Genomic DNA, 23733 nt, shown 5'->3' on the forward strand with positions numbered 1-23733 from the left:
CTCCCGGCGTGCTCAGGGCGCGCTGCTCTTTTCCGCAGGCGCGGCCTGCGCGGCCACCTGTCCCCCCAGGCTGCGCGAGAGGAAGGCCAGCAACCTGCTGTAGTACGTGCGTTGGTTGGCAGGCGAATAGAAGCCATGCCCTTCGTTCCTGACGTACAGGGTTTCCACCGGCGAACCCGCCTTCTTCAATGCCGCTTCCATGCGTTCGCTGTGCACGATCGGCGCACGCTGGTCCTGGCCACCTGCGGCCAGGAATACCGGCACCCGTACCTGCGCAGCCAGATTCACCGGGGAACGCTCTGCCAGATCCTTGGGCGATCCCAGCCAGTTGCGCAGGTAGGCCAGGCCTGACTCATCACTCTGGATATCTCCGCGGGCGTACATCAACGGCAGATCGTAGATGCCGACGTAGCCGGCCGCGCACTGGTAGAGGCCTGGTTCGCGCACTGCCCCCATCATCGCCGCATAGGCACCGTAACTGGCCCCGTAGATGCAGATGCGGTTCTTGTCGGCCACGCCCTGGTCGATCGCCCACCGCGTGGCATCGGTGACGTCATCCTGCATCGACAGCCCCCATTGCTTGCGCGCAGCCTGCATGTGGGCCCGGCCATAGCCGGAAGATCCGCGGAAATTCACCTGCAACACCGCATAGCCTGCCGCCGCCAGCATCTGTGCCTCGGTGTCGTAGGTGCCATCGTCGGCAACGCCGATCGGGCCTCCGTGTGGCACCACTACCATCGGCAGCGCACCGGCCTCGTGGCCATGCGGGACGGTAAGGAAACCATGCAGCGGACGCCCGTCACGCGCCTTCAGGCTGATCGGACGCACCTGCGCGGCCAGCGCAGGGTCGATCCAGTCGCTGCGGCTGATCAGGTGCCGAGCACTCTTGGCCACCGTGTCATAGAGATAGAAATCGCCTGGGTTGCTGCCTGACCAGGTTTCCACCAGCACCGTCCTGCCATCGCGCGTGCTGGAGGTGATGTAGACCGCTCCGCCCAGGCCCGCTTCGAGGCTGCGGTAAAGGCGGGCTTCGTCCGAGGCATCATCGAAGAATGCCGTTCGCGGTGCACTGCCAAGGAACAGCGCCCCGACCGGTACGCGGCTGCCGGGGCGCCGGATGATGCGTGCAGGGTCGGCCGTCCCATCGCGCAGCAAGGTGCGTCGCTCATTGCTGTGCGGATCCCAGCTCACAATGGCGTCAGGCCCGTCTGCCTGCTCGACCTGCAGGTACGCCAGGCGACCATCGGCCGAAAAGCCGAGCGGCAGCTCGATGCGCTTGCTCAGGGATTCATCGTTGAGCAGGATCCAGTCGCTGTTGCTGCCCGTGCGGTAATAGAGCTTCTGCGTGCCGTCGGTAACGACAGCGCGCGCGAACCGCACCTCGCCCTGCTCATCGGTCGTGAAGTCCGCATCGGGAATGGGAGCCCGTGCCACCGCATTGCGGCGACCGGTGATCACGTCCATGCGCTCGACCTGTGCATGCGAACTGCCGACCAGCGGGATTACCGTCACCAGTGCGTTGCGGTCGTCGTCCTTGAGTTCATCACTGAGGTACGCGGCCACCAGGCCCGCCGGCTTGACCTTGATGTTGGTACCCAGGCTCTGGTCGGCAACCCGGTAACCCACCAGCAGCTCGCCGCCCTTGCCATTGGCATTGATGCCGAACAATTCGCCAGTCGGCGTCGGCCGCTCCAGCACCCCGAACTTCTGTGCCATGCCGACCAGAAGCCGCTCGTTGCTGACCCAGTCGAAGGTGTGGGCGTGATCGTTGCGGGGCGGGCGGAAGCTGCCCACCATCTTCATGTCGGCAATGCGGTAGATCGCCAATGCGGTCCCGGCCTCCAGCGGAACCGTCGCGGCGATGTACTCGCCCCCCGGTGAAATCTTGATGTCGGTGAACGACTCCTGCCGCAGATAGCGATCCAGGTCCAGCGTCGCCGCCGATGCTCCGCCCACAACCGCTCCCAGCAGTACAGCAAGCACAATCCTGCGCATCCTTCCCCCATGGAAAACCGGACACCCTGTCCGGATGCACGATTCTAGGCACGTGACCGTTTGCCGCGCCACATCGGCAGAAAAAACGACGGCACCGTTGCCGGTGCCGTCGTTACCACTACCTTGGAGAGAGAGTCAGGACGTGGGTTCGGGGGGCATGCGCCGGGTCAGTGGACCCCGCGCACCGCCAACGTTAGGGCCAGGATGCTGAGGATCACGGCGATGGTGCCGTCAAGCACACGCCAGGTGCTGGGCTTGGTGAACAGCGGCGCCAGCAGGCGTGCGCCCAGTCCCTGCGCGGTCAGCCAAAGGCAGCTGGCGGTCACCACGCCGGCGGCGAAGGCCATGCGGGCGTTGCCGAAGTTCTCGGCGATCGAGCCGATCACCATCATGTCCAGCCAGAAGTGCGGGTTGATCAGCGAAAAGCCGACTGCGGCCATCAGCACCGCGCGGCGGCTGCCGTCATCGCTGTCAGCCTCGCCCATGCCGCCGCCACCGGCGATCGCACGGCGTGCCGACTTCATCGCGTACCAGGCCAGGAATGCCACGCCGGTCCACAGCACGGCGCTGGTCAGCCACGGCAGCGCCGAGGTGAGCGTGCGCAGGCCGGCAACGCTGGCGAAGATGAAGATGGCATCGATGGCCGCACAGGTGGCAACCACCGGCACGATGTGCTTGCGCAGGATGCCCTGGCGCAGAATGAAGGCGCTCTGGGCGCCGACCACGGCGAACAGGCCGATGCCGGTAGCTGCACCAGAGAACCAGGCACCGAGGCCGGTGCTGGCGGAGATGACCGAGAACATGGGATTCACTGCCTTAACTTGCTTGGGGGGACGGTGCCTCGCGAAGGCGGACAGCACCGGAACGGGCGCCATTGTCGCGCCGCAACATGAAAAAGACGAGCTAAACTTCCTAAACCAACATTAGCCGAGCTTAATTCGATGCGTATCGATCATGCCCAGCTGCGCGCCTTGGCCGCGGTGATCCGCGAAGGCAGCTTCGACCGCGCCGCACAGTCGCTGAATGTCACGCCCTCGGCCATCTCGCAGCGGGTCAAGGCACTGGAGGACCGGATCGGCCGCCTGCTGGTCAAGCGCGGCACGCCTGCCACCGCCACCGCCGAGGGGCAGCTGCTCGTTCAGCTGGCCGAGCAGACCGCCCTGCTCGAACACGATGCGCTGCACCGGATGGGCCTGGCCGATGAGGATCTGCCCCAGGCCAGCATCCCGGTGGCGGTGAACCACGACAGCCTGGAAACCTGGTTTCCGCAGGCCGCCTACCAGTTCGCGCAGACCACCGGCACCACCCTGGACCTGCGCGTGGAAGACCAGGACCACACCGTCGAACTGCTGCGCCAGGGCACGGTGCTGGGCGCGGTGACCACCCTGGATGAGCCGGTGCAGGGCTGCCAGATCCACGCGCTGGGCAGCATCCGCTACGCGGCGACCTGTACCCCCGAGTTCCGCGAGCGCCATTTCGCCAAGGGCGTAACCGCGCAGGCGCTGGCGCAGGCCCCGGTGCTGGTATTCAACCGCAAGGACGAAATGCAGTCGCGCTTCGCCCGGCGCATGGCGGGCGACGACCTGCCCAGCACCGCGCCGACCTGGTGGATTCCGTCCACCCGCGCCTTCGTGCAGGCCAACCTGGGCGGCATGGGCTGGACCATGAACCCCCTGCCCTTGGTCAAGCGGCATCTGGACGCCGGGCGACTGGTCTACGTGCGCCAGCGCGCGTGGGAAGACGTGCCGCTGTACTGGCAGCACTGGAAGGGTGACGTGCAGACCATGGCCCTGCTCACCCGCGCGGTACTGGATGCCTCCTCGGCGCTGATCCGGCGCAAGCGCTGAAAAGGGGACGGAGGGGATTAAGTCGTATAAGGCCCAAGCGACACATCGGACAAAGACAACTTGATCCCCTCCGTCCCCTTTTTGCTCCATCCAATCTCCATCAACCCTCCACACCGGGTCCATGCGTGATGCGGATACTGGCGGGCCAATCACTACAAGGATGTCCGGTATGCCGATAGCCGTGCGCGATGCGCGCCCCGAAGATGCCGCCGCCTGCATCGACCTGCGCGGGCGCACCCGCGAAAACGCCTTCAGCGCCGCGCAGTTGGCAGAGCTGGGCATCACCGAGGACAGCTGGGCGGCCGGCATCGCCCAGGGCGATTCGATCGGCCGCGTCGCTTGGGAGGGCGAGCGCATGGCCGGCTACTGCTTCGCCGACCGCGACAGCGGCGAGGTGCTGGTGCTGGCCCTGCTGCCCGAGTATGAAGGCCGCGGCATCGGTCGCCAGCTGCTGCAGGACGTGGTCAGCCTGACCCGCGATGCCGGCCACCAACGCCTGTTCCTGGCCTGTTCGGCCGACCCACGCTCGCGCTCGCATGGCTTCTACCGGCGCCTGGGCTGGCGCCCGACCGGCGAGATTGATGAGGCCGGTGACGAGATTCTTGAGCTGGTCTGAGTGAAGCTGTCGCCAGGGATGGCCTGACACTGGCAAGGCTTCGTTCGCCGGTATCACCCGGTGCTACCGGGTGAGGATGGCGCGAAACGCCGGATGCTGCGTTGCATCAAAAACGGACCGGTTCCGGTTAGAATCGCACTTGGATGCTGCAAGGCGTTGTTTCTTCACGCCCTTTCCCTGCCCCACGCGCATCCTGACCCTTCCCCTCCGCCAACGATCCCGCCCCCATGAAGAAATTTGGCAAGGCTCTTCTCGCCCTGCTCGTGCTGCTGTTGCTGGCCGCCGCGCTGTTCCTGTACTGGCCGCTGACCCAGCGCTCGGTGCCCGCCGCCAGCAACGACAAGCCCGTCGACGTTGTGCTGGTCGGCGCCGGCATCATGAGCATCACCCTGGCCACCTACCTGCAGGAACTGCAGCCGGACTGGAACATCCAGGTCTACGAACGCCTCGATGGCGTCGCCGGTGAAAGCTCCGATGGCTGGAACAACGCCGGCACCGGCCATTCGGCCTTCGCCGAACTGAACTACACCCCGGAGCTGCCCGATGGCAGCATCGAGACCAAGCGCGCGGTCGGCATCGCCGAGTCGTTCGAAGTCTCGCGCCAGTTCTGGTCGCACCAGGTGAAGGAAGGCCGGCTGAGCCAGCCCAGCGACTTCATCAACCCGACCCCGCACATGAGCTTCGTCTGGGGCGATGACAACATCGCCTACCTGCACAAGCGCCAGCAGGCCCTGGTCAAGAATCCGCTGTTCTACGGCATGCAGTACTCCGAGGATCCGGCCCAGATCAAGCAGTGGGCCCCGCTGCTGATGGAAGGCCGTGACCCGAAGCAGAAGGTTGCCGCGACCTGGATGCCGCTGGGCACCGACGTCAATTTCGGCGTGATCACCCGCCAGCTGACCGCCGGCCTGCAGCGCAGCCCGAACTTCAGCCTGCACCTGAACCATGAAGTGACCGCGCTGCGGCAGAACGCCGACAAGAGCTGGAACGTGACGGTGAAGGATCTCAAGGCCGGCACCGAGACCACCACCCACGCCCGCTTCGTGTTCATCGGTGCCGGTGGCGCCGCGCTCAAGCTGCTGCAGATGTCGGGCATTCCGGAGTCGAAGGACTATGCCGGCTTCCCGGTCGGTGGCCAGTTCCTCGCCTTCCAGGGCCAGGACGTGACCTCGCGCCATGGCGTGAAGGCCTACGGCATGGCCGAGACCGGTTCGCCGCCGATGTCGGTGCCGCACCTGGATGCGCGCAAGCTGGACGGCAAGCCGGTGGTGCTGTTCGGGCCGTTCGCGCTGTACAGCACCAAGTTCCTCAAGCACGGCTCGTGGTGGGACCTGTATTCCTCGGTCACCCACAACAACGTCGGCCCGATGCTGGAAGTGGGCAAGGACAACCTGGACCTGGTGCAGTACCTGATGGGCCAGGCGCGCCTGAACGATGCGGACCGCCAGGCCGAGCTGGTCAAGTACTTCCCCAATGCCAAGCCGGGTGACTGGAAGTTGATCACCGCCGGCCAGCGCGTGCAGATCATCAAGCGTGATCCGCTGAAGGGCGCGGTGCTGCAGTTCGGCACCGAGATCGTGACCGACAAGGACCACACCCTTGCCGCCCTGCTCGGCGCGTCGCCGGGTGCGTCGACCTCGCCGCCGATCATGCTGGACCTGATGGCCAAGGCCTTCCCGGAGCAGATGAAGGCCGGCTGGGAAACCCGCCTGCGCGAGATCGTGCCGTCGTATGGGCGCAAGCTCAACGACAGTGCGGCGCTGGTCAACGAGATCCGCACGCTGACCAGCCAGACCCTGCACCTGCCGTATCTGGAGGTGCCGGTGGATGCGAACGCGGCATCGCCCGCTGCGGCCACGGCGCCTGCGCAGGCCAAGGAAAAGCGCAACGCCAATGAGGAACTGCAGGCGCTGTAAGCCCGCACGTTCCTTTCGATGCAGACGGACGGCCACCTTCGGGTGGCCGTTCGTTTTTGGGCGGCTCCCTGGTGTAGAGCCGAGCGCATGCTCGGCTCCAGCCAAAAGCAGCCGAGCATGGGCTCGGCTCTACAGACGGCCGTGCCCGGCGCCTGGACGCCCATGCGCACTGATACGAATTGTAATGTTGTTAAGAATTATTTACATTTGCGCCCTGCGCAGTGACCGCGCCCTCCCAGATGGACCTGATGTGCCCGAAGCCGCCGCCCCGGGTACTGGACGACTGTCGCCACCCTTCCCCGCTTCCAAGCATCGAGCCCACCATGTCCTTGACCCTGCGTAACCGCCTGCCCCGCCGCGCGCTGCTGCCGGCTGCCCTGCTTTCGTCGTTGACCCTGCTGGCGGCGCCCAGCGCGTTTGCTGCCGCCGACGGCTCAGCCGATGCCAAGACCCTGGACCGGGTCAGCGTGCGAGCCGAGCAGTCCGCTCCGCCGGCCAGCACCACGCGCCTGCCGATCACCCTGCAGGAAACCCCGCAGTCGGCCACTGCGATCAGCCTGCAGCGCCTGCAGGACGAATCGCTGTTCAGCATCAATGACGTGATGCGCAACGTGACCGGCGTCAGCGTGTCCTTCTATGACACGCAGCGCCCGCTGTACTACGCGCGCGGCTTCGCCATCACCGACTTCCAGGTCGACGGCATCCCCACCTACAGCGGGTCCACCAACCAGGAATACGACACCGCCTTCTACGACCGCATCGAAGTGATCCGCGGTGCCAACGGCCTGCTCAGTGGCGCTGGCGTGCCGTCGGCCACGGTCAACCTGCTGCGCAAGCGCCCCGGCAAGGAATTCGACGCGTCATTCGCGGTCAGCGCCGGCAGCTGGGACTTCCGCCGCATGGAAGCCGACGTGACCGCGCCGCTGACCGATGATGGCCGTTTCCGCAGCCGCGTGGTCGCCGCCTACACGGACCGCGGGCTGTACTACGACCGTTACGACGAGAACAAGATGGCCGGCATGGCGGTGCTTGAAGGCGATGTCACCGACAGCACCACGGTCACCGTCGGCTACCAGACCCAGGACAACAACCCGACCGGTTCGACCTGGGGCACCGTGCCGTTCTTCGACAACCAGGGCAATTTCGCCCATCTGCCGCGCTCGACCAACCTGTCGCCGAAGTGGAGCTACTGGAAGCGCGAGAGCAACACCGCCTTCGCCAACCTGGAACAGCGTTTCGGCGACAACTGGCTGTTGAAGGTCAACACCGCCTACACCCGCGGAAACGTGCAGAACGTGCGCCTGTACGGCACCGGCAACCCGGACCCGGTGACCGGATCGGGCATCTACCTGCGTGCCGCCGCCGGTGATTCGAAAGACACCCGCCGCAATGTCGATGCTTACCTGACCGGCAGCTTCCCGCTGTTCGGCCGCGACCACGACCTCACGGTCGGCGCCCAGTGGTCGGATCTGGAAGGGACCACGAACACCGTCGCGCTGAACTTCCCGGGCGACTGGGCCACCTGCGGGCGTGAGCGCTGCTACTACATCCCCAATGTGTACTCCTGGAACGGCGACATTTCCGAGGTGACCTACACCCGCACCGGCGCACGCCGTGTAGCGAAGACCACGCAGAGCGGCGTCTATCTGGCTACCCGCGTGCACCTGGCCGATCCGCTGTCGCTGATCGCCGGTGCACGCCTGAGCCGGTGGGAAACGCTCAGCCGCTCGTACAACGCTGCCGGCGCCTATACCGGCACCAGCGGTGCGTACAAGGTGAGCGATGAAGTCACTCCGTACGTGGGCCTGGTCTACGAGATCACCCCGAACGTGTCGGCCTATGCCAGCTACACCGAGATCTTCAATCCACAGAACTACAAGGACCGCAACGAGAAACTGCTGGCGCCGGTACAGGGCTCCAACCTGGAAGCGGGCATCAAGACGCAGTGGTTCGATGGCCGCCTGACCGCCAATGCGGCGGTGTTCGAGGCCAAGCAGGACAACTACGCGGTGCGCGACATGGGCGTGCCGGAGGGTTCGCTCAGCGATGGCACCTCGGCCTACATCGGCGTCAACGGCACCAAGGCGCGCGGCTGGGAGATGGACGTCAACGGCGAGATCCTGCCGGGCTGGACGGTCAATGCCGGCTACACCCACGTCAAGGTCACCCGCGCGGCCACTGACCTGCTGTACGCCAACCCGCCGAAGGATCTGTTGCAGCTCAACACCCAACTGCAGCTGCGCGGCACGCTGGAACGCCTGAGCGTTGGCGGCGGCCTGCAGTGGCAGAGCAAGGTGCAGGGCTACAACATTGCCTACCCGCTGGGCGGCACGGTCACGGTGAACCAGCCGGCCTACATGCTGGTGCAGTTCAACGCCAACTACCGCATCAGCGACAACTGGACGGCGACGCTGAGCGTGCGCAACGCGCTGGACAAGAGCTACTGGGCGAACCTGGACTACAACAACTACGGCGAGCCGCGCTTCGTGTCGGCCAGCCTGCGCTGGAAGTTCTGAGGCAGGCAGGGGTGGCCGGCTGTGCCCGGCACCTTGTAGCGTCGAGCCATGCTCGACTGCTTTTCGATCAGGCGTCGCGGCTTTGGAGCGAAGGGCAGTCGAGCATGGCTCGACGCTGCAGGGACCTCAATCGCCGCAGCTGCCGCCGTCACCGCTGCCACCGTCGCTGCTGCAGTCGAAGCTGCTGTGGCTGTGATGGCTGTAGCTGTCGCCGGAATGGCCGCCCGGATGATCGTAGCCACTGCCGGGACTGTTGTCGCCCCGGATCCCGGAGCCGTCGGCCGTGGCCACCGCCAGGCACACGATGGCCCCGACCAGGGGAAGCAGCCAGACCATCAGCAGCTGCACCGTCCGGCCGCCCGCCGACAGGCCATCACGCTTGGCGATCACCACGGTAGCCACGGCGTTCAGGCCCAGCACCAGCAGGACCAGCAGAAGGGCGGCGATCAGCATTCGGCGACTCCGTGCTCGGATTGGGGGCATTATGGCCTGCTGCCCCGGCAATGGCCCTGCCTGTCATGAAGATGGGACAATGTGGGGCGCGCCGGCTTGCTTCCAGGCCGCCGGCGCCCCTCGCACCACACGGAAGAAGAAGAACAAGAACATGCTGAAAGTCATTTTCGATACCGACCCGGGCGTCGACGACGCCTTGGCCCTGCTGTACCTGCACAAGCACGCCCAGATCGATCTGATCGGCGTCACCACCACCTTCGGCAATGCCTCGGTGGACTCAACCACGCACAACGCGCTGTACCTGAAGCAGGCCTGGGGCTTTGCCGCCCCGGTCGCGCGCGGCGCCGGTGGCCCGCTGCAGCCGGAAGCCACCCCGGAAGCCTGGCCGGTCCACATCCATGGCCACAACGGACTGGGCAACTACCCGGTGCCGGCCGAACTGGACGTGGCCGCCGACACCCGCCCCGCCCACCAGCTGATCATCGACCTGGTCCGCGCCCATCCGGGCGAAGTGACCCTGGTCGCGGTCGGCCGCATGACCAACCTCGCGCTGGCCCTGCAGCAGGCGCCGGATATCGCCGGCCTGGTACGCGGCGTGGTGATCATGGGTGGCGCCTTCCACGTCAACGGCAACATCACCCCGGCTGCGGAGGCCAATATCTGGGGCGATGCCGAAGCGGCCGACGTGGTGTTCACCGCCAGCTGGCCGGTGACCGCCATCGGCCTGGACGTCACCACCCGCGTGGAAATGGACCGTGACGGCCTGGACACGCTGGCCGCCATCGGCGGTGCCGACGCCGAGCTGGTCCGTGCACTGTCACAGGACTACGTCGACTTCTACCTGCAGGCCGGCCACAAGGGCATGGTCGTGCACGACTGCTGCGCCTGCATCGCGCTGACCCGCCCGGAGCTGTTCCAGTTCGAGCGCGCCAGCGTGCGCGTGGCCACCGACGGCGTTGCCCGCGGCATGACCATTCCCAAGCCGGAAGGCCTGGCCTTCGGCCCGAGCGTGTGGGACGGCCATGTGGTGCAGTCGATTGCCATCGGCGTGGATGCGGCCGCGGTGCTGGCTGACATCGAGCAGACCCTGAAGGTCTGACCCGCTAGCGCCTGGCCCTGCCCGGGACCGTCTCGGGCAGGGTCCACAGCACCGGCAGCACCAGCACCGCCACCAACGCGATCATCGCGCCCGGCGCCGCTGCCCAGCCGCTGCGCTCCACCCACCATTGCGCCAGCCACGGCGTTGCGCCACCGAAGAATGCAGTGGCCATGGTTACCCCCAGTGCCAGCCCGCTGACCCTGCCTTCGCCGGGGAACTGCTCGGCCGTGGCCGGCGCCGCCACCGCGCTGATGCCACCGGCCACGCAGGCCAGCACTACCGCCGCCAGCGCGATGCCCAGTGCGGTCGCCTGCGCCATCCACGCGAACAGGGACAGCGGCAGCAGCGCTGCCAGCACGGTCAAACCCAACAGCATCGGCCGTCGTCCGAAGCGGTCGGACAACGCGCCGCACAGCGGCGTGATCGCAATGACCGCCACCGCCGCGATCGTCGACAACCACAGCGCATCGCCTTCATCATGCCCCCGTGCGTGCAGGAACGCCGGTACATAGGTGATGCCCACGTAGTAGGTGATCGAGCCCAAGGCGGAGATCGCAAAGGTGCGCGCCACCGCCAGCGGGTGGTGGCGCAGCACGTGCCGAAGTGGCGTGGCCGGGATGCTGCCCTCGCGCCGCTGGCGCTCGAACTCCGGCGACTCGTGCATGCCCGAACGCGCAACCAGGATCACCAGCGCGAGCGCAGCCCCAACGAAGAACGGAATCCGCCAGCCCCAGCTGTCCAGCTGCGGTGTGGGCAGCAGCGCGACGGTAAGTGCAGAGATCGCTACCGCCAGCAGGGCGCCCACTTCGCTGGCGGCCGAGGCCAGCGAGGTCACCAGGCCACGTCGTCGCGCCGGTGCGCTTTCCAGCAGGTACGCCACCACCCCGGTGTACTCACCGCCCACCGAAAACGCCATCACGCAGCGCAGGATCAGCAGCAGCACGCCGGCCGTCGTACCGGCCGTGGCCGCTGTCGGCAGCAGTGCAGTGGCCAGCATCGCCGCTGCCATCAACGCCATCGAAGCCAGCAGCATCCAGCGCCGGCCCAGGCGGTCGCCCAGGTGGCCGAAGCACAGCGCGCCCAGCGGACGCATCAGGTAGGACACCGCGAAGCCAGCCAAGGTCACCAGCAACGCCTGCTCGCCACCGCCGAAGAACACCCGCGACAGCACCGTGGCGAAGTACAGGTACAGGGTGAAGTCGTACCACTCCACCACCGTGGACAGGCCCGCCACCCACATCGAGCGCTGCCGCGCCGCAGTCATTGCGTGTTCGCCTTCAACAGCCTCGGTCCCGGTTGGGCAGGTTCCGCGCAGCGTGGCATGGACGGGGTGAAATGCCGGTCATCGGCTGTCGACTGCGTGCATGCACTGGGTTTCATGACCGGTGAAGCGCTCACCGCCAGGGCCGAAGCAGAAGCATCCTTGCTGGAACACAAGGCCGGGCAACTCAGCCCGGCAGCTGCAGTTCCGCCCGCAGCCCGCCACCCTCGCGGTTGTGCAACCTCAGCGAACCACCCAGCGACTGCGCCAGCTGCACCGCGATGGCCAGTCCCAGACCGGTCCCTCCGGTATCGCGGTTGCGCGAGCTCTCCAGCCGGTGGAACGGTGCCAGCACTGCCTGCAGCTGGTCCTCGGGAATGCCGGGGCCACGGTCAGAAATGCTGATCCACACCCTTCCGGCCGTATCGCGGCCCGCCTCGATCTCGGCGGCGCCGGCGTAGCGCAATGCGTTGTCGACCAGATTGCCGACCACGCGGCGCAGCGGCTGCGGCCAGGTCTGCACGACCAGTCCAGCGGGCGCACCGCCAGTGACCGGCTTGCCCATGTCCTCGTAGTCGCCGACCACACTGGCGAGGAACGCGCCCAGGTCCATCGACACCGGCGCGCCAGCGGCAACGTGGCTGCTGCGCGCATAGGCCACGCCCTCACGCACCAGCTGCCCAAGGTGATCGAGGTCGGCCAGCAGGCGCTGCTGGGTGCTGTCTTCAGGCAGGGTCTCCACCCGAAGCTTCATGCGCGTGATGGGGGTCTGCAGGTCATGCGAGATCGCGGCCAGGATCTGCAGGCGTTCACTGACATGGCCACGAATGCGTGTCTGCAGGGCATTGAGTGCGGCTGCTGCGCCGCCTACTTCCGCAGGGCCATCTTCAGGCAGTGCAGGCCCGTCCTTGCCCGGCTGCAGATGCTCCACCGCATGCGACAACTGCTGCAGCGGGCGCATGGCCAGACGCACTGCCAGCCACGCGCACACCAGCAGCAGCGCCAGCTGCAGCAGCAGCACGGCGGGCAGCCAACGTGCCAGCGGCAGGCCCGACGGGGTGACTTCAATGGTCAAGGGTGTGCCGTCGTGCAGGCGCAGTTCCACCTCGAACCGCTCCGGCAGGCGAGCCACCTGGCGCGCCTGCAACGGATAGCGGTGCTGCAGGCTGTCGTCGATGATCGCCGTGACCTGGCGTGCACGATCGGTCTGCAGCCCTGGTCCGGCCGCGGCCGGGCGCAGCAGATAGCGGTAGGTGCGCCGCTCCAGCCGCGGCACCCAGGCCTCACGCTGCTCCGCAGGCAAATGTTCCAGCAGCGCGACGCTCACTGCCACATCCTCGTCGAGGTTGCGCAGCATCATGCTGCGGGTGGACTGGTAGCGTTCGAAGAACAGCAGGCCGAAGGACAGTGCGTGGGCCAGGGACAGTCCGCCCAGCAGCACCAGCAGCAGACGCGCCGACAGCGTGCGTGGCCAGCGTGGACGACGTGCGGCGGTGTTCATTCGTCCGGCCCCAGCAATTGCACCGGCAGGCTGAACACATACCCTTCGCTGCGCACGGTCTTGATGTAGGTTGGCTCGCGCGCGTCATCACCCAGGCGCTGGCGCACGCGGCTGACCAGCAGGTCGATCGAGCGATCAAACAGTTCGGCATCACGGCCCTGGGTGAGGCTGAGCAGCTGGTCGCGGCTGAGCACCCGATTGGCGTGATCGAGGAACACGCGCAACAGGCGGAACTCGGCGCCGCTGAGCGGATACGCGGTGCCCTGTGCATCCAGCAGGTGGCGGGCGGTGGTATCCAGGCGCCACTCGCCGAAGGCCAACTGGCGGCCGGCTTCGCTCACCTGCAGGTTCGGCGGCAGCATCTGCGTGCGACGGATCACCGCATTGATGCGTGCCAGTAGCTCGCGCGAAGAAAAGGGCTTGGTCACGTAGTCGTCGGCGCCCATTTCAAGGCCGATGATGCGGTCGGTCTCGTCGTCGCGCGCGGTCAGCAGCACCACCGGTACCGCCCGATGCTTGCCGGCGCGCAGGTTGCGGCACAGGCTCAGTCCGTCCTCGCCCGGCATCATCACGTCCAGCACCACCAGATCCACGGCATGGGTATCCATCAGCGCCCGCATGGCCCGGCCACCGTCGGCCTGGCTCACGCGCAGGCCGTTGCGCTGGAGGTAGTCGGCCAGCATCTGGCGGATCTCGCTGTCATCGTCGACGACCAGGATGTGCGATACATGGTTCATTGCGTTCTCGATGAAGACGGAGGTCAGGGCCGCGCTGCGCGGCCATGGTAGCGCGGCTCAGGGGCTGGCCAGCAGGCGCTGGATCTCGCTTTCGGTACGTGCGTAGTCGCCCTCGCCGTAATGGCGGTAGACCACCCGCCCCTGCCGGTCGAGCAGGTAAAGTGCGGGCCAGAAGCGGTTGCGCCAGGCGTTCCAGATCCGGTATTGGTTGTCCTGCACCACCGGCCAGGTGATGTCCAACCGTGCGATGGCCTTGCGCACGTTGCCGGGCAGCCCTTCATGGGCAAACTCCGGCGTATGCACGCCGATCACCCTCAGACCCTGCGGCGCGTAGCGTGCATGCCACCGGTGAACATACGGCGCCACGTTGAGGCAGTTGCTGCAGGTGTAGGTCCAGAACTCGACCAGCACCACCTGCCCCCGCAACTGCTTCAGTGTGAGCGGTGGGCTGTTGTGCCAGGGCCCGCCACCGTCAAACCCGGCAGCGGGAACGGCCTGTGCCGGCTGCGCGTCGGCCTCCGGGCTGGGCCAGGCCATCAGTAGCGCAGCCCCACCCAGCAGGCTCAGCAGCAACGGCAGCGCATACACACGCAGGGCGGCCATCGTTCAGCCCCCCTGCTCGGCCAGCGGCAATTCGGCCGGCTTCACTCCCGCCGCTTCCAGGATGCTGTCGGCCACCTGCGCCGGATGCGAAAGCAGCGACACATGGCTGCTGCCGATCGATTGCAGCTGTGCACCGATGCGCTTGGCGGTGGCGGCCTGCAGCTGCGGCGACAGCATGCGGTCATCGCGGCTGAGCACGTACCAGCTCGGCTTGCTGCGCCACGCCGCAACGTTCACTACTTCGCCCAGCGCGCTGGCCTTCAACGGGACCTGCGTGCTGTACAGCAGTGCGGCCGACTTCTTCATCACGTCCGGCGCGAAGTCCTGGGCGACGGCATCAGCCGGCAACGTCAGGTAGCCATCCCTTTCCTGCAGTCGGGCCAGGCCCGGGCCAACCGGGAAACCCTCGCCCTGTTGCGCCGAAGACTGTCCTGCATCCGGTGCGAACGCGGCCACGTACACCAGCGCCTGCACCTTCGGGTCATTGCCCGCTTCGGTGATGACCGTGCCACCCCAGCTGTGGCCGACCAGCACCACCTTGCCAGGCGCAGCGGCAATCGCACGACGGGTGGCGGCGACGTCGTCGGCCAACGAGGTGAGCGGATTCTGCACGGCCACCGCCGGCAGCTTCCAGTCATGCAGGGTGCTGATGACCTTGCTCCAGCTGGAGCCATCAGCGAACGCGCCGTGCACCAGGATGACGGTGGGCGGTGCAACGGTATCGGCCTGGGCAGCGAAGGCAGGGGCGGCGGCGAGGGCGAGAGCGGCGGCCAGCAAGCAGGTACGGATCATGGGGGGCACTCCGGAGTTGGGAGTGGCCATTTCCGCCTGCCGGTGTATCGGCGCTGTTTCTCCGCAGCGCGGAGTTGTACCGGACTGTAGGGCGCAGGCGGGTTTCTACAGTGGGATACATTCGCGCGCCGGTCCTGGCCGGGCGCTTTCGGGTGGATATCGCTGCCCGCACGCGGGCGCGCAACGCCCCGATGCGCATCAGCGCATCGTCTTTGTATCTGACTGTACGAAACCCCGGCCGCGGCCACAGTCGCTGACAAAACCCCGGGCAACGGCACACGTTGCCGATACCTGCGCCGCCTGGAATGGCTTCCATCGACCACTGGCCCGCAGGACACCACCATGATCAGCACCGCTTCTTCCGTGTATACGCCCCGCCTGGACGCCGTCGGCCGCTGGCTCTCGCCGTTGGCGCTGCGCACCCTGCTGGCCTGGGAGTTCTTTGAATCCGGCCGCGAGAAGCTGGGCGGCCAGAACTGGTTCGCCGACTTGGAAGGCCGCTTCCCGTTCCCGTTCTCCACACTGCCCGCGTCGCTGAACTGGCAGCTGGCCACGTGGCTGGAACTGGTGGGTGCAGTGATGCTGCTGCTGGGCCTGGCCACGCGCTCGGTGGCCTACGTCTTCTGGGTGTTGACGGTGGTCGCCATCGCCGCCGTGCACTGGCCCGACCAGTGGAACGGCTTGGGTGAACTCTGGCAGGGCTATGTGATCACCGACCAGGGCTACGGCAACTTCAAGCTGCCGCTGCTGTTCCTGGCCATGCTGCTGCCATTGATCCTCAACGGCGGTGGCGCGCTCAGCGTGGACCGGCTGCTGGCCGGCCCACAGCATGCCCCCGTCGGCAGTGACGGCCTGGGCTGGGGCGTCAGCCTGATCGCCCTGTTGCTGCCGGTTGCCGCGCTGTTGCCCGGCATCGGCTTCGGTGGCGCCCTGCTCGGTGGCGTGCTGCTGCTGGGCTACGCGCTGCGCCGTCGTCGCACCGCCTGACCTGCTTCGCCTTCCCGCGCTTCTTCCTTTCGTTTCCGTCGCCTTCAGGCGGCGTCCATCCCGCACGCCTGGCGTGCCATTCCCAAGGAGTCACCACCATGTCCGTCTCGACCAAGAACACCCCCTCCTCCCGCCTGCCGCGCATCGGTGCCATCGGCATCGCCCTGGCCGGTGGCCTGCTGCTGGCCGGCCAGGCCGCGGCGATCCAGCCGCTGGCGATCAGCGCGGTGGCCATGAGCGCCGCCGCCGAAGGCAAGTGCGGTGAAGGCAAGTGCGGGGCCAACAAGACCGCCTCCAGCAAGCCCGCCGGCAAGGCCAAGGTGGCCGAGGGCCAGTGTGGCGAAGGCAAGTGCGGCGACGCCTCGTTTGCCCGCACTGATCGCGACCACGACGGCAAGGTCTCGCGTGCCGAGTTCAACGCCGTGGCCGCCAAGCGTGCCGCCGAGTTCGACCGCATCGACACCGACCACGACGGTTACATCAGCGAGCAGGAAGCGCACGACTACCTGCGCAGCGTCTACACCGCCAACGGCAAGCCGATGCCGAAGGGCCTGTTCTCCCGCGTTGCCGATTGATCGACGTTCACCCGGCGCCGCCTTCAAGGCGGCGCTCTCTGTGGAGCATCCGCCATGTCCCTGCCCCTGCCCACCCATGCCGCCGGTCTTGGCCTGCGCCGTGGCCTGATCGACGAACTGCTGGCCATGCCGGCCGGTGCCATCGACTTTCTCGAAGTCTCCCCCGACAACTGGATCGGCGTCGGCGGTGCACACGGCGCCGTGCTGCGCCAACTCAGCGAGCGCCACCCCTTGACCTGCCACGGCCTGTCGCTGTCGCTGGGCGGTCCTGATCCGCTGGACCGCACCCTGCTGGCACAGACCCGTGCCTTCCTCGACCTGCACCAGGTGCAGCTGTACAGCGACCACCTGAGCTACTGCGCCGCCGGTGGCCATGTCTACGACCTGCTGCCACTGCCGTTCACCGCCGAGGCCGTTCACCATGTCGCCGGCCGTATCGCCCAGGTGCAGGACATGCTGGGCCGACGCATCGCCGTGGAGAACATTTCCTACTACGCCGTTGCCGGCGCGGACATGAGCGAGATCGACTTCATCAACGCCGTGCTCGCCGAAGCCGACTGCGACCTCCTGCTGGACGTCAACAACGTCTTCGTCAATGCCTGCAACAACGGTTACGACGCCTTCGAGTTCCTGGCCCGCGTGCCGTCCCACCGTGTCGCCTCGCTGCACGTAGCTGGCCACTTCGATGAAGACGACGGCTTCAAGATCGATACCCATGGGGCGCCGGTGAAAGGCGTGGTCTGGGCGCTCCTGCGCGAGGCCTATGCGCGGTTGGGCGTGCGCCCCACGCTGCTCGAACGCGACTTCAACTTTCCGCCGCTGGCGGAGTTGCTGGCCGAGGTTGCGCACATCCGCCAGGCGCAGGTTGAGGCACGTTGGCAGGAGGTGGCCCATGGCTGAGTCGCTGGCCATCGTGCAACGGCGCTGGGCCGATCATGTACGGGACCCGTCAATGCCTGCGCCCGATGGCGTCGAGGCACGGCGGATGGCGGTCTACCGCCGCCTGTGCATCGACAGCCTGGACACCCTTTTGGCAGGCAGCCTGCCGCGACTGCTGGAACAGCTGGGCGAAGCGCGCTGGCGCGGTCTGGTCGAGCACTACTACGCACATCACGTCTGCCATACCCCGTTGTTCCCGCAGATCGCCAGCGAGTTCGCTGCGTGGCTGGCTGTGCAGTATGCGTTCGCGCTGCCCGGCTGGGCGGCGGAACTGGCGCACTACGAAAGCACGCAGCAGACGCTGCACATCGAGGCACGTGATGCCGGGCATTCATTGCAGTCCATGCCGGCGGGCAGCGATGTGCTGGCGCTGTCGCCGCTGGTGCGGGTATTGGGCTACCGGTGGCCGGTGCATGAGGACGCCGCGCTGGACGATGCCGCCGCCAGCGAGCCGACGCTTCTGCTGCTGCGCCGCCTGGCGGACTACCAGCTGCAGGTCGAGGAACTGGCACCACTGGCGTATGCGCTGCTGTCGGCCTTCGCTGATGACGGTACCCACGTGGATGACGCGCTGAACGCACTGGCCGATGCGCATGGCGTGGCCGCCGACGAACTGCGCGTGGTGGCCACGCCCTTGCTGGGCGAACTATGCGCGGCCGGCGTGCTGGTCACGCTGGCCGGGTTCTGCGACTGCCGGCCAGCGGCCGGCACTACCCCTGTCTGATTCGAGGTTTGATCATGGCTGCTTCCAACACTTCCTTCCTGCACGGCTGGCGCCTTTTCGTGACCATGGCTGTGGTCCTGATCGCCGCCGCACTGGCGGCGTTCACCCTGCAGCCCGACGTGGTCGAGGGCAGCCGCGCGGCGATCCGGGTCACTGCACGCACGTCGTTCCTGCTTTTCCTGGCCGCGTTCACCGCATCGTCGTTCGCCAGCCTGCTGCCCGGCCCGTTCACCCAGCACATGTTGCGCGAGCGGCGCATCATCGGCCTGTCATTCGCGTTCTCGCACCTGCTGCATGCGGTGGCGATCACCGCCTTCGGCATACTCAACCCCGCGTTCTGGCCGGCACGCTCGGCCCTGGCCAACCTGCCGGGCACGATCGGCTATGTAGCCATCCTCGCCCTGGCCATCACCTCGCATCGTGGCATCGCCCGCCGCATGGGCCCCACCGTGTGGCGTCGCCTGCACGTGACCGGCATGTGGATCATCGCCGCAGTGTTCACCTATTCGTACTTCAAGCGCGTGCCCGGCAACTTCTGGTACGCGGTACCCTCCGCGTTGCTCTTCACCGCTGTCGTGGTGCGTGCGATCGCCAAGCGGGCGCAGTCGCTGCGGCGCAATGCGCATGCGCGGCCACCGCTGCGGAGTTCTTGAGGAGGCGGTTACCTGTAGAGCCGAGCCCATGCTCGGCTGCCCCTGGCTCAGCCGAGCATGGGCTCGGCTCTACAGAGGGATCCCAGCACGATAGGCAGCGAATTCCCTGCGGAAAGGGATATGCCCCACTTCAGGTCACGGGGCGCGGCGCAGCGTGATCAGGGTGATTTCCGAGGACACCCCGATGCGCGCGGGGAATCCGGCCCACAGGCCAGCGCCATTGCTCACGTACAGGGTCATCCCATCCACGTCGTAGCGGCCGGAGACGAAGCCACCATTGGCCCGCTTCACCAATTGGTCCATGCCGATGATCTGCCCGCCGTGGGTATGCCCGGACAGCTGCAGCTTCACACCGCGCGCAGCGGCCTCACGCGCATTGCGTGGGCGATGATCGAGCAGGATCACCGGTGCGGACGGATTGGCACCCTCAAGTGCAGCCTGGAGATCCGGCAGCGGCAGGCCATAACGCGCCGCCACCGGGTCGGTGACGCCAGCGATGGTCAGCGCCGCATCACCGCGTCGCACCTGAAGGTGGCTGTTCTCCAGCACCTGCATGTGCAGCGCGCGGAACGCCTGCATCCATGCCTGGTACTGCGCGTAGTACTCGTGGTTGCCGGTGATGGCAATGACGCCGTCCGGCGCCTGCAGATCGGCCAACGGACGCGCGTCGTCGCGACGGGCCTCGACGCTGCCATCGATCAGATCGCCGGTGATCACGATCAGGTCCGGCTTCAGCGCGTTGCTCTCGGTCACCACTCTACGCACCCAGTCGCCGGTCAGCAGACGGCTGGCATGGATGTCGGTCAGCTGCAGCACGCGATAGCCGTCGAACGCCGCTGGCAGCCCGGCAATGCTCACCTCGATCTGCCGGGCATGAGGCACCGCCATGCCCTGGCTGACACCATAACCACTGACCAGCAGCGCCAGCACGCCGGCCGCCGGCCGCAAGCGCCGCGTGCGCAATGCGGCTACCGCACGTGGCCAGCGCAGCAGGCGGGACGCGAGCAGGCCCGCATCCATCGCCAGCATCAGCAACGCCAACAGCAACACCGCCGTGGAGCCGGTAGCCAGCGTGGCGATGGCCAGTTTCGGAATCTCGGGCGAGGCCATCGTGCCCCAGAACGTGGCGACGATACGCAGCTGCACGGCTACGCCCACCAGCAGCAGCGACAGCACGACCTTCTGCCAGGGGGGCATGCGCAGTGGCCAGAACAGGCGCCAGGCCACATACAGGCCCATCAACAAACCGATCGTACTCAGCACTGCAACCATCCGGGAGGGAAAGTGGGGGCCGCCATGGTGACGGCTGCGGGCGGCGTTGTGTAGAGCCGAGCCCATGCTCGGCCTCTCAACATGCAGCCGAGCATGGGCTCGGCTCTACATCAACAGGTGGGTCAGGCCATTCCGTCGAGGCGCTGCACCCGCAGGCGGGCGATGCGGCGCTTCTCCATCGCCAGCACGGTGATGCGCACACCCGCCACCTCCACCACATCGCCGATGTCCGGCAGCCGACCCAACTGCTCCAGCACCAGCCCGGAGATGGTCATGTAGTCGGCACTGCGCGGCAGCGATACGCCGGCCAGCCGCTGCAGGTCGTCCAGAGTCAGCGCACCGTCGGCCTCCCATTGGTCCTCGCCCTGCGCGACCACGCCATAGCGCTCGTCCTGGGTATCGACCAGGTCACCGGCAATGGCCGCCAGCAGGTCGTTGGCGGTCACCAGGCCTTCCACGCTGCCGTACTCGTCCACCGCCACCGCCAACGGCACCGGGTGCTGGCGGATCAGTTCCAGCGCCTGCAGCGCGCTGGCACTGGACAGTACGTACTGCGGCTCGCGCAGGTTGCCCTCCAACTGCAGCGGCCTCCCCTGCAGCAGGTCGGCCAGCAGGTCGCGGCTCTGCACCACGCCACGCAGGCTGTCCAGGTCACCCTCACCCACCAGCAGGCGGGTGTGCGGCGACGCCACCAGGCGTGCCACCACATCCTCCTGCCCACGCGCCAGGTCGATCCACTGCACGTCGGCACGCACCGTCATCACGCTCGACACCGGGCGATCGGCCAGGCCCAGCACGCTGCGGATCATCTCGTGTTCGGCCGGCTGCAAGCGCTCTGCAGTGTCCACCTGCCCATCCCCCCCTTCATCGTCGTGACCATTGGCCGGGCGCGCGCCCAGCATGCGCAGCACGGCATCGGCGGTGCGCTGGCGGAACGGCAGGCGGCGCTCGTTGCGCTCGCGGTTGAAACGCACCCACTGGTTGAACGCCTCGACCAGGATCGAGAAGGCGATCGCCGCGTACAGGTAGCCCTTGGGGATCTTGTAGCCCAGTCCTTCGGCCACCAGGCTGAAGCCGATCATCAGCAGGAAGCCCAGGCACAGCACCACCACGGTGGGATGCTTGTTGACGAAGCGGGTCAGCGGCTTGCTGGCCAGCAGCATCAGCGCCATGGCGATCGTCACGGCCGCATACATCACACCCAGGTTGTCGACCATGCCGACCGCGGTGATCACCGAGTCCAGCGAGAACACCGCGTCGAGCACCACGATCTGCGCCACCACCATTGCGAAGCTGGCGTAGACCTTCTTGCCGTCCTCGTGGTGTTCGCGGCCTTCCAGCCGTTCGTGCAGTTCCATGGTGCCCTTGAACAGCAGGAACAGGCCACCGCCAAGCAGGATCAGGTCACGCCCGGAAAAGCTGTGGTCGAACAGCGTCAGCAGCGGCGCGGTCAGTTTCATGATCCAGGCCAGTGCGGCCAACAGCACCAGCCGCATCAGCAAGGCCAGCGCCAGGCCGATCACCCGCGCGCGGTCACGCTGGTGCGGCGGCAGCTTGTCGGCAAGGATCGCGATGAACACCAGGTTGTCGATGCCGAGAACGATCTCCAGCACGACCAGGGTTGCAAGGCCCATCCAGATCGAGGGGTCAGCCAACCATTCCATTTCAGGTCCGTTTCGTCAGTAGATAAGGGAAAAGAGCGACCGCTCAGTCAGCGTCATGTGCCTGCGCCGGGTCGTGCCCGAGCAGGTCACCGGGCGTGCACTGCAGCTCGCGGCAGATCGCATCAAGGGTGGAAAAGCGGATGGCGCGCGCCTTGCCGGTCTTCAGGATCGACAGGTTGGCCAGGGTGATGTCGATGCGCCCGGCCAGCTCGGACAGGGTCATGCCCCTTTCCTGCAGCATGCGGTCCAGGGTAATGACGATTGCCATCAGATGACACCGTCGAGGTCATCGCGCATCGCTGCGCCCACGGCGAACACGCGCGCCAGCACGAACAGCATCAGCACGGCCACCAAGCCAGTGATCGACATGCCACCGCCGACCTCCATCCAGGTGAAATCCGGGCCCATCCAGGCCGCGTAGGCGCCGATCAGGATCGACAGCAGCTCCATCGCCAGCATCAGCCAGGCCATGCGCTGCAGGCGCTGTGCGTTGGCGTGGGTGAACGGCCGCTCGCGCGCCGCCGACTTCAGCAGCCGCAGCAGGTGGCGCAGGAACATCAGGCACAGCACCAGCAGCGCGACGATCGCGCCCAGGCCCAGGCAGAAATGCAGGAACAGGTCATTGCCATGCGCGGCGACAGCCGCAGCGTCATGCACGCTGTCGAGCAGCCAGCGGCGGTCGTGGGCGACCAGCGGCACGGCCAGCAGCGCGGCCAGGATGCCCAGCCAGCACATCGCCCTGACGGCCTGTACGGCCGCCAGGGCCAGGGTGAACAAGCCTCGCGCGGGTCTGGCGCGGGCGGGACGAGCGGTCAAGCGGCCTCCGGCATTGGGGTGGCCTCGCCGCCCCGGGGTGGATTTATCGATAAACGATATATCACATGCCGCGTGAAAGGCTGAATCGCGAGCATCGCCCCTGTCAGGGCCCAGGTGCGCCCTGTGCCTGCATCGCTTCGCCAGGGGCGGCCGAGGCCATGGCCTGCACCCCGGCTTCGGCCGCCTGCCGCGTGACCAGGCGGAAGCGCACCTGCAGTTTGCCCTGCCCCGGCGTAGCCCAGCCGTACTGGATGGCCACCTGATCGGCCGACAGTGGCCCACGCCCTGGCAGCGACCGTACCTGCAACGGCTTCGGTGCGGCCTGCACCAACCGGGCAAACCCCTTCTGCACCACCGCCGCGTCGGCCTTCTCGGCGTAGACCGTACACGTTCCATCGTCAGCCCAGCTCACCGCATAGCGGCCACTGGCCAGCGGCACCATCCACGCCACGCCCGATTGCCCCTGCAACAGCGTGGCGGCTTCGGCCGGCTGCAGCGGCGACAGCCCATTGGATTCCATCAGCGACTGCAACCGCGCCGGGGCCCCGATGTGCTGCATGCAGGCGGTATCGAACAGCTCGCTGAAGGGATCCTGCGCCGGGGCCTTGGCCTTGGGCGCACGCGCGGGTTGCGCCACCACCAGTGTGGGCAGCAGGGCCAAAGCCAGCCAGAAGAACGCAGGACGCATCGGGATTCCACGCTACGGAAAACAGCGGGGAGGATGGCAAAGGCCTGGCGCGCCGCGCAATGGCCGCGATGGCCGCCAG

Annotated in this window: 23 protein-coding genes; 10 read left to right on the forward strand and 13 right to left on the reverse strand. The window is 67.0% G+C overall.

The window, feature by feature from the left end; translation table 11 throughout:
* Nucleotides 1-12 precede the first annotated feature (12 nt).
* Entirely contained in the window at nt 13-1995 is a 1983-nt protein-coding gene (locus VG543_RS02420) for an alpha/beta hydrolase family protein (RefSeq protein WP_423177630.1), read from the reverse strand.
* A gap of 167 nt (nt 1996-2162) precedes the next feature.
* Nucleotides 2163-2798, reverse strand: coding sequence for a LysE/ArgO family amino acid transporter (locus VG543_RS02425; RefSeq protein WP_019659326.1), 636 nt, complete (start codon nt 2796-2798; stop codon nt 2163-2165).
* A gap of 138 nt (nt 2799-2936) precedes the next feature.
* On the opposite strand from VG543_RS02425, the gene VG543_RS02430 reads away from it, so the two are divergent.
* From VG543_RS02430 to VG543_RS02445, 4 genes are all read left to right on the forward strand, one after another.
* Entirely contained in the window at nt 2937-3842 is a 906-nt protein-coding gene (locus tag VG543_RS02430; RefSeq protein WP_049416399.1) for a LysR family transcriptional regulator ArgP, read from the forward strand.
* 169 nt (nt 3843-4011) lie between these two features.
* Nucleotides 4012-4458, forward strand: a complete 447-nt coding sequence (locus VG543_RS02435; protein WP_005412603.1) for a GNAT family N-acetyltransferase — start codon at nt 4012-4014, stop codon at nt 4456-4458.
* Between the two features lie 227 nt (nt 4459-4685).
* Nucleotides 4686-6374, forward strand: coding sequence for a malate dehydrogenase (quinone) (gene mqo, locus VG543_RS02440; RefSeq protein WP_279936798.1), 1689 nt, complete (start codon nt 4686-4688; stop codon nt 6372-6374).
* A gap of 323 nt (nt 6375-6697) precedes the next feature.
* Complete coding sequence (locus VG543_RS02445) at nt 6698-8890, forward strand: TonB-dependent siderophore receptor (protein ID WP_423177632.1); 2193 nt, start codon at nt 6698-6700, stop codon at nt 8888-8890.
* Nucleotides 8891-9016: 126 nt separating this feature from the next.
* Here the strand turns inward: VG543_RS02445 and VG543_RS02450 are convergent, their stop codons facing one another.
* The gene (locus VG543_RS02450) at nt 9017-9343 is read right to left on the reverse strand and encodes a hypothetical protein (protein WP_423177633.1); all 327 of its coding nucleotides are present in this window, start codon (nt 9341-9343) and stop codon (nt 9017-9019) included.
* Between the two features lie 151 nt (nt 9344-9494).
* On the opposite strand from VG543_RS02450, the gene VG543_RS02455 reads away from it, so the two are divergent.
* Nucleotides 9495-10442, forward strand: coding sequence for a nucleoside hydrolase (locus tag VG543_RS02455; protein WP_111101871.1), 948 nt, complete (start codon nt 9495-9497; stop codon nt 10440-10442).
* Nucleotides 10443-10446: 4 nt separating this feature from the next.
* On the opposite strand, the gene VG543_RS02460 is transcribed toward VG543_RS02455, so the two are convergent.
* From VG543_RS02460 to VG543_RS02480, 5 genes are all read right to left on the reverse strand, one after another.
* Nucleotides 10447-11706 carry an MFS transporter gene (locus tag VG543_RS02460; RefSeq protein ID WP_111098253.1) on the reverse strand — a complete coding sequence of 420 codons (1260 nt, stop codon included), beginning with the start codon at nt 11704-11706 and terminating at the stop codon, nt 10447-10449.
* Nucleotides 11707-11890: 184 nt separating this feature from the next.
* Nucleotides 11891-13204 carry a sensor histidine kinase gene (locus VG543_RS02465; protein WP_423177635.1) on the reverse strand — a complete coding sequence of 438 codons (1314 nt, stop codon included), beginning with the start codon at nt 13202-13204 and terminating at the stop codon, nt 11891-11893.
* Nucleotides 13201-13941 carry a response regulator gene (locus tag VG543_RS02470; RefSeq protein ID WP_207050089.1) on the reverse strand — a complete coding sequence of 247 codons (741 nt, stop codon included), beginning with the start codon at nt 13939-13941 and terminating at the stop codon, nt 13201-13203. Before VG543_RS02470 ends, VG543_RS02465 begins: the two co-directional genes overlap by 4 nt.
* A 57-nt stretch (nt 13942-13998) precedes the next feature.
* The gene (locus tag VG543_RS02475) at nt 13999-14544 is read right to left on the reverse strand and encodes a redoxin family protein (RefSeq protein WP_021203082.1); all 546 of its coding nucleotides are present in this window, start codon (nt 14542-14544) and stop codon (nt 13999-14001) included.
* A 3-nt stretch (nt 14545-14547) separates the two neighbouring features.
* On the reverse strand, nt 14548-15336 hold the full coding sequence (locus VG543_RS02480; protein WP_019659347.1) for an alpha/beta fold hydrolase: 789 nt from the start codon (nt 15334-15336) through the stop codon (nt 14548-14550).
* A gap of 342 nt (nt 15337-15678) precedes the next feature.
* Here VG543_RS02480 and VG543_RS02485 point away from each other — a divergent pair, with 342 nt between their 5' ends.
* The 5 genes from VG543_RS02485 to VG543_RS02505 all read left to right on the forward strand — a co-directional run bounded on the left by VG543_RS02485 (nt 15679) and on the right by VG543_RS02505 (nt 19214).
* Nucleotides 15679-16323 (forward strand): DoxX family protein, encoded by a 645-nt coding sequence (locus VG543_RS02485; RefSeq protein WP_423177636.1) that lies wholly within the window; start codon nt 15679-15681, stop codon nt 16321-16323.
* 98 nt (nt 16324-16421) lie between these two features.
* Nucleotides 16422-16898 carry an EF-hand domain-containing protein gene (locus tag VG543_RS02490; protein ID WP_423177638.1) on the forward strand — a complete coding sequence of 159 codons (477 nt, stop codon included), beginning with the start codon at nt 16422-16424 and terminating at the stop codon, nt 16896-16898.
* Nucleotides 16899-16952: 54 nt separating this feature from the next.
* Nucleotides 16953-17798 carry a DUF692 domain-containing protein gene (locus tag VG543_RS02495; protein ID WP_423177639.1) on the forward strand — a complete coding sequence of 282 codons (846 nt, stop codon included), beginning with the start codon at nt 16953-16955 and terminating at the stop codon, nt 17796-17798.
* A complete protein-coding gene (locus VG543_RS02500; RefSeq protein ID WP_233653119.1) occupies nt 17791-18561 on the forward strand; it encodes a DNA-binding domain-containing protein in 771 nt (256 codons plus the stop codon). Before VG543_RS02495 ends, VG543_RS02500 begins: the two co-directional genes overlap by 8 nt.
* A 14-nt stretch (nt 18562-18575) precedes the next feature.
* Entirely contained in the window at nt 18576-19214 is a 639-nt protein-coding gene (locus VG543_RS02505; protein ID WP_423177641.1) for a ferric reductase-like transmembrane domain-containing protein, read from the forward strand.
* Nucleotides 19215-19349: 135 nt separating this feature from the next.
* Here VG543_RS02505 and VG543_RS02510 read toward each other — a convergent pair whose 3' ends face one another.
* The 5 genes from VG543_RS02510 to VG543_RS02530 form a co-directional block, all read right to left on the reverse strand.
* Nucleotides 19350-20486 (reverse strand): metallophosphoesterase, encoded by a 1137-nt coding sequence (locus VG543_RS02510; RefSeq protein WP_423177642.1) that lies wholly within the window; start codon nt 20484-20486, stop codon nt 19350-19352.
* 122 nt (nt 20487-20608) lie between these two features.
* Nucleotides 20609-22150: a TerC family protein gene (locus VG543_RS02515; protein WP_019659354.1), complete on the reverse strand. Its 1542-nt coding sequence runs from the start codon at nt 22148-22150 to the stop codon at nt 20609-20611.
* A gap of 43 nt (nt 22151-22193) precedes the next feature.
* Nucleotides 22194-22418, reverse strand: a complete 225-nt coding sequence (locus VG543_RS02520; protein ID WP_019659355.1) for a helix-turn-helix domain-containing protein — start codon at nt 22416-22418, stop codon at nt 22194-22196.
* Entirely contained in the window at nt 22418-22885 is a 468-nt protein-coding gene (locus tag VG543_RS02525) for a DUF2975 domain-containing protein (RefSeq protein WP_026346953.1), read from the reverse strand. The genes VG543_RS02520 and VG543_RS02525 overlap by 1 nt, the downstream gene beginning before the upstream one ends.
* 184 nt (nt 22886-23069) lie before the next feature.
* The gene (locus tag VG543_RS02530) at nt 23070-23654 is read right to left on the reverse strand and encodes an NMCC_0638 family (lipo)protein (RefSeq protein ID WP_058980816.1); all 585 of its coding nucleotides are present in this window, start codon (nt 23652-23654) and stop codon (nt 23070-23072) included.
* Nucleotides 23655-23733 lie beyond the last annotated feature (79 nt).

Source organism: Stenotrophomonas sp. CASM101 (assembly GCF_049384845.1).
GTDB lineage: Bacteria > Pseudomonadota > Gammaproteobacteria > Xanthomonadales > Xanthomonadaceae > Stenotrophomonas > Stenotrophomonas hibiscicola.